The following is a 13,611-nucleotide window of genomic DNA, read 5'->3' on the forward strand; positions in this document are numbered from 1 at the left end:
TCTACTTGATTAATTAAAGTTTTCATGATGCAAATATAATCGCTATTCCCGAATAAATAGGCTGTCGCTAGAATTTACTAAAGATATGGCAAAGAATTTAACTCTTTTGGCAAAAGAAAAAAGGATTTGTACTGATTAAAGCAGTTCAAATCCTTTCCATAAATTTCCTTCGGGAAGAGGAGCTTCGAGTTCTATCTGTTCCTTGGAAACAGGATGTATAAACTTCACTCTTCGAGCATGTAAACAAATACTTCCATCCGGGTTAGATCGTGGAGATCCATATTTCAAATCTCCCTTGATAGGACATCCCATTTTTGCCAACTGGCAACGAATCTGATGATGCCGTCCCGTCTTCAAATCAACTTCCAGCAAATAATAGTTTTCCGAATGTCCGATCAACCGGTAATGTAGAATCGCTTTTTTACTATTCGGCACCTCTTTATCATAAGCATAACTCTTATTTTGCTTTTCGTTACGCACCAGAAAATGAATCAACTCACCTTCCGGTTCTCTCGGAGGATTCTTTACTACTGCCCAATAAGTCTTTTTCACTTCACTTGTCCGGAACATTTCATTCAACCGGGTAAGTGCCTTACCAGTCTTTGCAAAAATAATAAGACCGCTTACGGGGCGGTCCAGTCGGTGCGTTACACCGAGAAAGACATTTCCGGGTTTCTGATACTTCTCTTTCAAGTACTGCTTTACAGTTTCCGAAAGAGGGGTATCTCCCGTTTTATCTCCCTGGACAATCTCGGAAGCGGTCTTATTGACTACAATGATATGGTTGTCTTCGTATACAACAGTCATTCTGCCTGATTACATATTCATACCACCATCTACCTGAATCACCTGACCCGATACGTAAGAAGACATATCTGATGCCAAGAAGGTAGCGATGTTTGCCACATCTTCAGGAGTACCACCACGACGCAAAGGAATTTTCTTTGCCCATTCTGCTCTTACTTCTTCAGAAAGAGAAGCAGTCATATCTGTCAGGATGAATCCCGGTGCAATAGCGTTAGCACGAATACCACGAGAGCCCAATTCCTGAGCAATAGACTTAGCTAATGCAATCATACCAGCCTTAGAAGCAGCATAGTTAGCTTGACCTGCATTACCGTGAACACCTACAACAGATGCCATGTTAATAACACTACCCGCTTTTTGACGCATCATGATTGGTGTACAAGCATGGATAAAGTTGAATGCTGACTTCAAGTTTACATTGATCACCATATCCCACTGTTGTTCACTCATACGCATCATCAAACCGTCACGAGTAATACCTGCATTATTTACCAAAATATCGATACGACCGAAATCTTTATGAATTTCTTCCACAACCTTTGCAGTATCTTCGAAGTTGGCAGCATTAGAAGCATAACCTTTGGCTTTTACACCAAATGCTTCAAGTTCCTTAACTGTTTTATCTGCATTTTCATCAATTACCAGGTCAGTAAATGCAATGTTTGCTCCTTCAGCAGCAAACTTCAAAGCGATAGCTTTACCAATACCACGAGCAGCACCAGTTACAATAGCTGTTTTTCCGTCTAATAATCCCATACTAAAAGTTATTTAATTAAATTTTTGTTCTATGCAATGCGCCAAACACTATGTTAGACACATATCTATTTCTAGTTTCGTCATCCAAATGAGCACCTATCTGCCCACGGATATAAGGTACTTCAATCCCTTTCACACAATAATGCACCAACTCAGCCGTCATCTCTACATCATCAATCTGAAATACTCCTTTCGATTGTCCTTCCAACAGCACTGCTTTGAAAAGCTGAATTTCTTTTGCATCGAATTTTTTCCGGACTTTCTCGACCCGCCATATATCACGAAAGAAGTTTGCACGTAATGTACCGTTTCGATAAACGACTTCTTTCACTGCATCCAACCGGGTATAGATCATTTCCAACATCTTCTCATCCGGAGATATATCTTTTTCAGCCACCCGCTTCATCATATCCGACAACATATCCAATTCTGTTTCCGCAACAGCCAAATAGATTTCATCCTTACTTTTAAAATAGGTATAAAGTGTTCGTCTACCTTTTTTAGAAGCAAGAGCGATATCATTCATTGTAGTATTCTCAACACCCATTTTTGCAAAAAGCTGACGGGCTACATCTACTAACTTGGCTTTTGTCTTGGATACGGTCATAAATTACAAATTGCACATTGCTGAATATTTTGAGCAAAAGTAACTCTTTTCTTTAGACCATACAAGAAAACGGATAAAATATTAACATTTGTATATTAATAGGCACTAAAAAAGTTTAGGTATTACTTAACTCATTATCAGCTATATATAAATTGAAACATTACTTTATTGAAAAATAATCTGCAAATAATTTGTTTATTCCAAAGAAAGCCGTACCTTTGCACCCGTTAAACATCGCGGAGTGGAGCAGTTGGTAGCTCGTTGGGCTCATAACCCAAAGGTCATTCGTTCGAGTCGGATCTCCGCAACTTTTAAAAGAATCGCTTTTCAAGCGGTTCTTTTTTTATGCTACTCCTTTCTTTTTGCTTATAATTATCAAGCATTTCATTCCTATATCTAGAGATTTTATTCACAAGCCTTTTCTTAGTTATCAACCAAAACACGTCTAAGTTATTAACAGGCTAATTATCTTATTACCAACGAAATACCACTATTTTCTTCTAGTTTTAAACATATAAATCGTTTTTGTTAAACAGACTCTTATCAGAACCTAACAAAAGTTCCCAATGAACTTGTTAAGAACTGATACACAATTTAGATTCAATAGATAGATTATCAGTATTCATGCAAAACGAACTTCCAGTTATCTAAAATCAACCTCCGCAAGTGTCCTTTCGATGTGCCAAAAGAAAACTATTGATATGTTTGACAGGTAATAATACTTTTACTCCTCCCGACCGAAAGAACGATATTCCAACGGAGTCAGCCCCGTACGCTTCTTGAAAAAAGAAAAGAAATATTCAGTAGACTGAAAACCTAAAAAGAAAGAAATCTCTTTCACCGATTGGGAGGTTCCCACCAACAGTTGCTTAGCCTTACGTAGCTTCAACTCCTGAAAATATTTAGCAGGTGCATAACCGGTATATTCTTTAAACACTCGCCGGAACCATGAATAACTAATATTCAGCCTCATCGCCAACTCCTCAGGATCCACATTTCCTGAAACATTCTCATTCATTATTATCTTAGCTTGTTCTATTTTCTGATCGACATCACCCATTTCATAGACTTTGTTTTTAGAAACAGAAAGAACTAATCCCATCATATGAAGCACAATACCGGAAAGATACTGTTGTGCTGAGATTTTATCCGCCTCAGCTACTTCGAGAGCACGAACGAACAAAGACACCAATTCTTCATTAATTCCTATTTCCAATATCTGTTGTTCTTGTGATAAGAAAGCATCATTGACAATTGTATCTATGACAGGTCCTTCAAAACCGACATAATACTCCGTCCATCCGGTCTGCCGAAGCGGACGATACGTATGCCATTGTCCCGGAAATAAAACAATCAGCCTGCCTTTACAAACTTGCTTTTCAGAAGTTGAGTCGGAAGTAAACAAACCACGACCTTTGGTTATATAGACCAGTTGATACTCCCGTAATACCCGCCCTTTTTCTGTATTAAAAAAGTAACCGGAAGGATGATCTTTTAGAGGATAAGGGGAGCCAGGAGGAATCGACTGATAGCCAACAGTATTTACCCACAAACCGAATTTGCGATCCATATCATTCACTATCAAATATTTGAGTTCCAGTCCTAAACCATTATCTTCAGTCATACAAGCGTGTTTTCATGTAATTGAATAGATACAAAAGTAGAAATTATTTTCAGAAAACACACACCAGACAATAAAAAAACATTCGGAAAGTCTGCTTCGACATATCCGAATGTTTTAAAGAACAAGTCCAAAAGATTATTCACATTCAATATTCCTTCAGATAATTCCATCTGAAAGAACATCTTATTTATTGTTCAGAGGCAAACGTATATTTTCCAGAGCCCAACTCAACAACCAGTTTACCGTCACATTCCTTAACGGAATGAATACCCGCCGGATCGTGAGGCACTTTCACATTAAACTTCAAAGGCAATTTAATGGTGGCGGTCGTATTGACCGGAATCGTAATATTCCATTCTAGTTTATCACCATTACGTTTCCAGAAGCTTTCTATTTTACCATAAGGTGAAACATGAGAAGCAGTTACATACGTTAATTTCTCAGGGAATACAGGTTCCATCAAAATCTTTTTAAATCCAACTGAAGACGGATCATTCTTAATACCCGCCAAATCCTCATAGAACCATATCAACAGATCCCCTAAAAGCATTACATGGTTTCTTGAGTTCATAGCCGGATTAGCAGTATCACCATTCCACAATTCCCAGATTGTAGTAGCACCATTCTTAATCATATATCCCCAGGAAGGATAAGTATCATTAGTCACAATCTTATATGCAAGTTCCAACCCACCATATTCGGTAAGTCCACGCATCAGATGTTGGATTCCTAATACTCCGACGCTTACATGTCCTTTGCAATCATTCTCCGTCTTTTCAACAACATTAGAGAACACCTTTTCTTCATAGCCCTCAGGAACCAAGCCAAGTCTGAGAGACAACAAGTTGGCTGTCACCGTATTATTATCATACTGCGCAGTTTCCTGGTTAAAGAATTTATTGTTATATGCCTCTTTTATTTTCAGAGCTAGATTTGCATACTCTTTGGCATCTTCCGGCACACCATTCATCTGTGCAAACTTCTCCATCAACTGCAAGATACTATAGAAAACAGTTGTACTCAACACCTCTCCATTTGTCTTCCGTGCAGGATCTTCCGAGTGGATCAAATCCGGTGATTCGGGAGGCATACACCAGTCACCATAAGTGTCTTTCACCAAAATATAATCTTTCATGTGATTATCAACCATATATTGAACCCATCGTTTCATAGACGGATAACGATGTTTGATCGAATAATCATCCCCATACTGTTGATAAAGCATATCAGCTACATAGAAATATGCAGCAGGCCAAGTCACATCATCATTGTAGATAGTCCAATAACGGGGAGATACGTCAGAGATACTTCCATTTTCACTCATGGACTCTTCAATATCAATCAGCCATTTCTTATACATCAAAGCATTGCCCAAAACAAAACTTTCCCCATAGGCTCCGGTAGTACGATCACCCAACCATCCAAGACGTTCGTCACGTTGTGGACAATCAGTCGGCATCCCCCGATAGTTTCCGCGGATTCCCCAATAAGCATTCTTATGAAGTTTATTAATCAATTCCTCAGAAGTCTCAAAAGTACCAGTCGTCGCCATTTCATCATAAACAACCTTACCCACAAAATCGGAAACCGAAGGCTCGTAATCCAAACCGGATATTTCTATAAACTGGAAACCATGATAAACAAACGTGGGTTCCCAAACAAACTCACCATCCCTTGCCGGAGTATAGACATCCGTCACAAGTGCGCTACGCAGATTATCCAGATACAATTCTGTTCCATTATCTTTCAGTACCTCAGCAAAACGCATCGTAATCGGCTTATCTTTTTTACCGGTTAATTTTACTTGCTGCAATCCGACCATATTTTGTCCCATGTCGACAATGTATCTTCCCTCTCCTACTGATTTGATTGATACCGGTCTTATTTCCTCCATTACTTTCAGACTCGGAGAAATCTGAGCAACCAACTTACCTTTCGGTGACTCCATCAAATCGACTTTCGTCCATGCGGAATCATCATATCCATTTTCCGTCCACTTACCCAATTCGAGACGAGCATCATATTTCTCACCATCAAATTCATTATTTTCGGTGATAGGACCTTTACTAGTCGCTTTCCAAGATTCATCACTGATAATAGATACTGTTTCACCATTATCATATTCCACATTCAATTGTGCGATGAGACGAGGTAAACCAAAACCAAGCATTGAATGTGCGCGCATAGAAAGATAACGACCGTTGCCCAAAGCTACTCCTACCGTATTAGTTCCATTCTTGACCATAGAAGTAACATCATAAGTCAGATAAGGAACAGAAACATCATACCATGTAGGAAGCGGACCGAATACATCGTTTCCAATCCTTTCACCATTCATATAACATACAGAAGAGCCTATCCCCGAAATATAAAGCACTGCACGTTTCGGCTTAGATTGCAAATCGAATTCTTTTCGCAAATAACGAGCCGGCAAAATCGACCTGTCACCATCCAGTTTCAGATTTACACTATCATTCAATCCGATCCATCGAGCCTTCCAGTCCGAATCGTTCAACAAAGCCATCGACCAACTCTGAATGCAACTTTCAGCCTTGTTACCGGTATTTGACCACACTGTGACACGCCAATAATATTTCTTATTGGACTCAAGAGGTGCTCCTGCATATTCCACCATTGACGATTGATCAGAAACTACATGTCCGGTGTTCCAAACTAAATTAGTACTATCTTTCAAATCTTTCTCTGAGGTTGCAACTTCAATCTGATACGCTGTCTGCATCACATCTTGTTTATCACTTGCCAACAACCACGAAAAACGGGGATGAAGCGTAGAAACTCCCTCCGGATTTTTCTGCATTTCAACTGTAAGCCCAGAAATTTCTAAAGGGCCACCATTTTGCATTTTACAACCTACAAATAACAGAACCAACAGAAAAGTTAGAATTGTGTTCTTCATCATTATTCTTTATATCCTCCGGCAAAGCCAAACCAGCGTATATTTAGCTCTACCGAAAAGTATATTATTAAATATATAATATAAAATAGTAAGCACGCTGAACTTACCAATCAATTCGTTTAATATCAAAAAGCCTTCCGATACAGCACTTCAATCTCTTCCACAGATGTAGGACGCGGATTACCACCTGTACAAACATCATTGAAAGCAGCAACCGCCAATGCCGGAATATCTTCTTCTTTCACATTAATCTCATGCAATTTCTGCGGAATGCCAATACTAAGAGATAATGCTTTCACTGCATCCACAGCAGCTTTCACCCCTTCAGTTTCTGTCATTCCCTCCGTATTTACTCCCATTGCCTTAGCAATATTGATATACTTCGGAGCAGCCGGAGACTCAGCATTATACTCCATCACATAAGGCAATAGCAAAGCGTTAGCCACACCATGCGGAGTATCATAAAAAGCGCCCAACGGATGAGCCATTGAGTGTACGATTCCCAAGCCTACATTAGAAAATCCCATACCGGCAATATATTGAGCCTGAGACATTGCTTCACGGGCAGCCACATCTTTACCATTATCTACAGCTGCTTTCAGATTCTGAGCAATCATTTCAATAGCTTTCAGCTCAAACATATCACTCATTGCCCAAGCACCCGGAGTGATATAACTCTCAATGGCATGAGTCAAAGCATCCATTCCTGTTGCAGCCGTCAAACCTTTTGGCATAGAATACATCAATTCGGGATCTACAATAGCCACAGCAGGAATATCGTTCGGATCCACACAAACCATCTTTTTACGAGCATCTTCATCAATAATCACATAATTGATAGTCACTTCGGCAGCAGTTCCCGCCGTTGTAGGTAATGCAAAAGTAGGTACCGCTTTATTTTTAGTATCAGCTACCCCTTCCAGCGATTTTACGTCTGCAAAATCCGGATTATTAACTACAATACCAATACCTTTTGCTGTATCTATGGAAGAACCTCCCCCCAACGCAACGATAAAGTCAGCACCAGAAGCCTGGTAAGCTTTCACTCCATTCTGAACATTGGCAATAGTAGGATTAGCTTTTACATCGCTATAGAGTTCATAAGGAATATGATTATCATCAAAAACCTTTATAATTTCAGCAGCAACACCAAACTTAATTAGGTCTTTATCAGTTACAAAAAATGCTTTTTTAAAGCCACGTCGAGCAGCTTCAACAGCAATCACACTTCTACATCCCGCACCGAAATAAGAAGTTTCATTTAAAATAATCCGATTCATAGTTTGTTGTATTTTTAAAAGAGCGTCTATTCTTTAGAACTATTATTTAGGCAATTTGAAGGCAACACTCATCTCCTTCATCTGCTCCTGACTCATTCCATCCGGTTCGAAGCCCATATTTTTGGCAGCAATATAAATCAACGCTGATTTATTTAACACATCAATCTGGTCAAAAGCTTGCATTACATCGCAATCCACAGCAAACACACCATGTTTTTCCCACATCACCACATCATAATCCTGCAATTCTTTAATCGTAGCTTCCGCCAATTCTACCGAACTTGGTAATTTATAAGGAATAATACCCAAACCACGAGGACAGAATGCCTTCGTTTCGGGAATCATACTCCACAATAAATTAGTAGCTACATCTTTCTCCAGAAATTTCCGGCAATGCGTCATTGCAATCAACTCAATTGGATGAGTATGTACCGACGCTTTATAAGGAGAGTTTTTACTCAATAAATCATTGTGCACACTCAAATGAGAAGGTAATTCCGAAGTGGGGACAACCGGTTCGTCCGCAATAATAACATAACTGGCACAGTCATCCAGGATTCGGATCACCGAACCGTTCTCCATCGGCCAGCGAGCCAAGTCACGCATACGTTTATTCGTTCCCTTACAATAGAAATAACATCCTTTGAGATAAGGCAATGTCACTCCGATAGCTTTCACTTCACTAATCGGTTTCATCTCACGAATTTCATCATCTACAAACTCTGTGATATTAACAGTGATATTACCGCCATTACGTTCAGCCCATCCTTTTTGCCACAAGTATCCGGCCACCTCAGCTACCTTATTTACTTCTTTAGCTAATGCCGGGCGATTCTCTAAAATTGACTTCATTATATATTTATTTTTAATTAGGTGCGGATTACACAATCATCTGTGCAATCCGTACCCCAAATTTTAAAACAAATTCGGAAAGATCAGAGAAAAGATCAGCACTACTAATCCACAAACCAAAACTACAATTGTCTTAGCAGACACTCCCTTCCACTCTTTCAAGATCATTCCCCAAACGTTGCTAAAAGTTACGTTCAATGCCATCAGAATACACCATGAAAATGCTAATAACACAGGACTTCCTGTCAGGAAACTCTTACCCATTTCCAATCCGAAAAACTGCATATACCACAAAACTCCCGCCAAAGCACAGAACACCAGATTGTTTCCCCATACCTTTCCTTTAGCATAATCCCCCATGGATTTATTGGAAATATTTTGCTGTAAACAGTAAGCTGCATTCGTCAAAAATCCCCCAAAAGTGACTAAGAAGATAACAGGAAGTCCTGCATAAAGCCCATCTACTCCACCTGCTAAAGCAGCCTCCTTAATAGGTATTCCTGCATCTAACCCTAAAGCAAAACATGCACTCATTACACCGGCCAGCAAGGCCACCAACAATCCTTTTGTCAAAGCAAAGTCCTTAACTGCAGCACGTTTTTCTTCTTCACTCATATTCTGTGAACGCAGACCACCTGCATAACCGATAATAGCGATACCTGCCAACGTAATACAAACTCCCAAAAGCAATATCAGTCCATTACCCTCGAATAAATTCGTTCCGGCAAAAATAGCAGGAAAAAGCGTTCCAAATCCGGCACAAGTGCCCAAAGCGATACTTTGTCCCAACGCAACACCCAGATATCTCATAGAAAGTCCGAAAGTCAATCCCCCCACTCCCCACAATATACCATAGACAATACTCATTCCAGCACCTCCTGCGCTCCACAAATCAAGTAAACTACTTCCTTGCGGAATACCCATCAATGATCCGAGGAACGGAAATACTAACCAGGCAAACACGCCTTGAACCAACCAGAAACTTTCCCAGTTCCACCCCTTCACCTTTTTAATAGGTACATAGGAACTGGACTGGCAAAAGCTACCGATAGCTATAATGATCAAACCAATTAAAATATCCATCACTTATCGTTTAGAGGTTACGTCAGCTTCATATTTTTGAATCTCAGCAATGAAATCTTCGCCCACTGGAACATTATTCTTCAAGCAGAACATATCCCATACAGCATTCCAAGGCAACGATTTAGATTCTTCGAGCAGAGCCAGACGTTCGAACAACTGGTCATTTGCTTCGTATTCGCGCAGTTTTGCCAATGGTTCAAGCAATGCTTGCATCAGGCATTTTTGAGTTGCACGACTACCAATAACATAAGCACCAATACGGTTAATGCTTGCATCGAAATAATCAAGACCAATATGCACTTTATTAAGAGCGTCGCAACGTACGATTTCTTTGCATAAATCTAAAGTATCATCATTCATGATAGTTACATGGTCGCTATCCCAACGAACCGGGCGACTCACGTGCAACATAATTTCCGGAATAAACAACAGCAAAGAAGAAATCTTATCCGCTACACTTTCCGTCGGATGGAAGTGACCAGTATCCAGTGTCACAATCTTATTGCGAGTTGCACCATAACCAATGTAGAAGTCATTCGAACCTACTGTATAACTTTCCAAACCGATGCCAAACACTTTAGATTCGATGCAGTCTCTCATATTATTATATTCCGTAGCAAAGATCCGATCCAGGGAATCCTTCAACAAAGCACGATATTTCATACGGTTTACCGTAATATCTTTGCTACCATCATGTATCCACAAATTCATGATACAAGGATCTCCCTGACGCTTACCCATTTCCTCAGCAATAGCACGACAACGTTTTGTATGTTCAATCCAAAAGTCACGAATACTCTTGTCGGGATTTGACAAAGACAGATTACCAGACTTCGGATGAGAGAAAGAAGTAGAGTTGAAATCCAACTTCATATTATGTTCCGCCGCCCACTGTATCCAGCTCTCAAAATGCTCCGGTGTCACCTGGTCACGATCCACAAACTGTCCGCCGAAGTCTCCATAAATCTCATGCAAATTCAGTCGATGAGTACCCGGAATATAAGAAGCCGCTTTTAAAATATCTTGTCTGAGTTCTTCAATATTGCGGGCTTTTCCCGGATAATTACCGGTTGCCTGAATACCACCGGTCAATTCTCCGGCTGATTCAAATCCGGTTACATCGTCAGCCTGCCAACAGTGCAATGACAATGAAATCTTCTGCAAATCTTCCAACGCTTTATTTACATCTACACCTATAGCTGCATAACGTTCTACAGCAATTTCATACGCTTTCTGAATCAGTTCTTCTTTTTTCATGATATTCTTATTCTTTAATAGTTAATATATTCTGTCGTTTATTTAATTGGGACGAATACAATTTTTAAATTGAACATAAGCCGCATCCCACGCTTCTGTATCTCTTGGTTGATAAGTCTTCAACGGAATAGAACGATGGATCAATTGGCGCATTCCCGCCACATCCGTTGCTTCTCCGGCAGCCATTGCCTGGATCATCACATTACCAATGGCGGTAGCTTCGGACGGACCGGCTACGACCGGTATATCAATCGCATTTGCCGTAAACTGATTTAGCAAATCATTTCGACTTCCCCCTCCAATCACGTGCAATGTTTCAATCGGATGTGGAGACAATGCACGCAAGTTTTCCAGCACCTGTCTATAGCGCAAAGCAAGACTTTCGAAAATACAACGTACCATTTGTCCACGTCGCTCAGGGACAGGTTGCCCGGTAGTACGGCAATATTCCATAATAGCCTGTTCCATATTGACAGGATTTGCAAAGCAATCATCATCCGGATTGATCAGGCTACGAAACGATTCGCTAGCTTCAGCCTCACTAATCAATTCAGAATAACTTGTTTCTCCCCAGTTCAAACGGCAACGTTCAAGCAGCCACATTCCACAAATATTTTTAAGCAGACGGATCGTTCCTTCCACTCCTCCTTCATTCGTAAAGTTTAAAGCCTCTGTTTCAGCATTAATCACAGGAGCATCCGTTTCAACTCCCATCAACGACCAAGTACCACTACTCAGATAAGCAAAGTTACGATCGAGTGCCGGAACAGCAGCCACTGCGGAACCTGTGTCATGCCCAGCGACAGCAATTACAGGAATTGCGCCCAATCCGGTTAATTTTTGTACTTCCTCTGTCAATACCCCCACTTTCTCACCCGGAAAAACAAAACGCCCGAAGTTCTCTTCCTTCAATCCTACTGCTTCCAGCAGTTCCGGTTCCAGACGACGGGTATACGCATTCACCAATTGTGCGGTTGAAGCAATAGTATATTCTGCCACCATCTCACCGGTCAACATATAACTCAACGCATCCGGCATAAAGAGGATTTTATCCGCTGCTTCTAATGCACTATCCTGATTACGTCTTAACGTATCCAATTGGAAGATCGAATTAAAGTTCATTATTTGTATACCCGTTTTTGCATACACTTCACTACGAGAGATACGGGCAAAAAGAGTTTCCGGTGCACCTACCGTATGTGGATCACGATAAGCATAAGGCTGCCGAAGCAGGTTTCCATCCTTTCCGATACAAACGAAATCTACCCCCCATGTATCTATTCCGATAGAAGCAATAGATTCTCCACTATGTGCTACCAGCTTCAATCCATCGATAATATGGCGATATAATGCATAAATATCCCAATAGAAATGTCCTCCCATTTCTATCAAATGGTTGGAGAAACGATTGATTTCTTTCAGTTCTAATCCGTTCTCTGTAAAAGTTCCTAAGATGGTTCGACCACTTGTCGCCCCCAAATCGACTGCAAAAAAGTTTTGTTTCATGGTATTTTGTCTCAATATTAAGGTACTCATTTCCCGATGTTACAAAAATAGGTGTTGTCCCGCTTTTAACCCTTATGTTTTTTGATCGAAAGCGTACACTTTTTGACACGAATACCTTTCTTTATTCTGCTACTAGTGAATCTTTATTTCACTACTAACGAAGATTGCTCAACACCCGGGTGTTGGCATGTACAAGACCCGGGTGTTGAGCATACTGACACCCGGGTCTCATACTGTTCGACACCCGGGTGTCGAACAACCCCCATTAGTACACAAGAAAAAACTGGTTAGGTATCGAGATAAAATTCCCTTTAAAACAAAGAAAGTTGGGCATTTATTCACTTTTCTCTCACTTTTATGCAAAAATTCTCAGTTTTATGCATCTTTTCTCCAAAATATTGCATACTTTTGCGCCATTCTTAGAATAATTATACAATGAAGAAGAAAGCAAATCGGTTAGACGCCATCAAAATGATTATCTCAAGCAAAGAGCTGGGTTCTCAGGAAGAACTGTTGCAAGAGCTGAACCGTGAGGGCTTCGAGCTGACTCAGGCCACCCTCTCCCGTGACTTAAAACAACTGAAAGTAGCAAAAGCTGCCAGCATGAACGGCAAATACGTTTATGTATTGCCTAACAACATCATGTATAAGCGTTCCACCGACCAAAGTGCCGGTGAAATGTTACGTAACAACGGATTTATCTCTTTAGCTTTTTCCGGCAACATAGCCGTGATACGTACCCGCCCCGGCTATGCAAGCAGCATGGCTTACGACATCGACAACCATGAATTCAATGAGATCATGGGAACTATTGCCGGTGACGACACCATCATGCTGGTATTGCACGAAGGAGTTTCAGCAAATAAAGTGCGCCAGCTTTTGTCACTCATTATTCCAAATATCGAATAACTATACATATTTA

Annotated in this window: 11 protein-coding genes and 1 tRNA gene; 2 read left to right on the forward strand and 10 right to left on the reverse strand. The window is 40.4% G+C overall.

The window, feature by feature from the left end; all coding sequences use genetic code 11:
* Window positions 1-135 precede the first annotated feature (135 nt).
* From CZ225_RS21260 to CZ225_RS21270, 3 genes are read right to left on the reverse strand one after another with little or no spacing between them, the layout of a single operon-like run.
* Window positions 136-807 (reverse strand): RluA family pseudouridine synthase, encoded by a 672-nt coding sequence (locus tag CZ225_RS21260; protein WP_025075373.1) that lies wholly within the window; start codon window positions 805-807, stop codon window positions 136-138.
* A 9-nt stretch (window positions 808-816) separates the two neighbouring features.
* On the reverse strand, window positions 817-1,563 hold the full coding sequence (gene fabG / locus CZ225_RS21265; RefSeq protein ID WP_025075374.1) for a 3-oxoacyl-[acyl-carrier-protein] reductase: 747 nt from the start codon (window positions 1,561-1,563) through the stop codon (window positions 817-819).
* Window positions 1,564-1,579: 16 nt separating this feature from the next.
* A complete protein-coding gene (locus CZ225_RS21270) occupies window positions 1,580-2,170 on the reverse strand; it encodes a TetR/AcrR family transcriptional regulator (RefSeq protein WP_077155404.1) in 591 nt (196 codons plus the stop codon).
* Between the two features lie 235 nt (window positions 2,171-2,405).
* Here CZ225_RS21270 and CZ225_RS21275 point away from each other — a divergent pair.
* Window positions 2,406-2,478 (forward strand) — tRNA-Met (locus tag CZ225_RS21275).
* A 416-nt stretch (window positions 2,479-2,894) separates the two neighbouring features.
* Here the strand turns inward: CZ225_RS21275 and CZ225_RS21280 are convergent.
* From CZ225_RS21280 to rhaB, 7 genes are all read right to left on the reverse strand, one after another.
* Window positions 2,895-3,794: an AraC family transcriptional regulator gene (locus CZ225_RS21280; protein ID WP_077155405.1), complete on the reverse strand. Its 900-nt coding sequence runs from the start codon at window positions 3,792-3,794 to the stop codon at window positions 2,895-2,897.
* 187 nt (window positions 3,795-3,981) lie between these two features.
* Complete coding sequence (locus CZ225_RS21290) at window positions 3,982-6,711, reverse strand: family 78 glycoside hydrolase catalytic domain (protein ID WP_077155407.1); 2,730 nt, start codon at window positions 6,709-6,711, stop codon at window positions 3,982-3,984.
* A 125-nt stretch (window positions 6,712-6,836) separates the two neighbouring features.
* Window positions 6,837-7,991: a lactaldehyde reductase gene (gene fucO, locus CZ225_RS21295; protein ID WP_077155408.1), complete on the reverse strand. Its 1,155-nt coding sequence runs from the start codon at window positions 7,989-7,991 to the stop codon at window positions 6,837-6,839.
* A 42-nt stretch (window positions 7,992-8,033) separates the two neighbouring features.
* Window positions 8,034-8,843: a rhamnulose-1-phosphate aldolase gene (rhaD, locus tag CZ225_RS21300; protein ID WP_077155409.1), complete on the reverse strand. Its 810-nt coding sequence runs from the start codon at window positions 8,841-8,843 to the stop codon at window positions 8,034-8,036.
* Between the two features lie 63 nt (window positions 8,844-8,906).
* Window positions 8,907-9,926 carry an L-rhamnose/proton symporter RhaT gene (gene rhaT / locus CZ225_RS21305; RefSeq protein ID WP_077155410.1) on the reverse strand — a complete coding sequence of 340 codons (1,020 nt, stop codon included), beginning with the start codon at window positions 9,924-9,926 and terminating at the stop codon, window positions 8,907-8,909.
* A 3-nt stretch (window positions 9,927-9,929) separates the two neighbouring features.
* Window positions 9,930-11,183 (reverse strand): L-rhamnose isomerase, encoded by a 1,254-nt coding sequence (locus tag CZ225_RS21310; RefSeq protein ID WP_077155411.1) that lies wholly within the window; start codon window positions 11,181-11,183, stop codon window positions 9,930-9,932.
* A 42-nt stretch (window positions 11,184-11,225) separates the two neighbouring features.
* Window positions 11,226-12,689: a rhamnulokinase gene (rhaB, locus tag CZ225_RS21315; RefSeq protein WP_077155929.1), complete on the reverse strand. Its 1,464-nt coding sequence runs from the start codon at window positions 12,687-12,689 to the stop codon at window positions 11,226-11,228.
* Window positions 12,690-13,124: 435 nt separating this feature from the next.
* On the opposite strand from rhaB, the gene CZ225_RS21320 reads away from it, so the two are divergent.
* Window positions 13,125-13,598: an arginine repressor gene (locus CZ225_RS21320; RefSeq protein WP_077155412.1), complete on the forward strand. Its 474-nt coding sequence runs from the start codon at window positions 13,125-13,127 to the stop codon at window positions 13,596-13,598.
* Window positions 13,599-13,611 lie beyond the last annotated feature (13 nt).

This window comes from Bacteroides bouchesdurhonensis (assembly GCF_900155865.1).
In the GTDB taxonomy this organism is placed as follows: Bacteria; Bacteroidota; Bacteroidia; order Bacteroidales; family Bacteroidaceae; genus Bacteroides; species Bacteroides bouchesdurhonensis.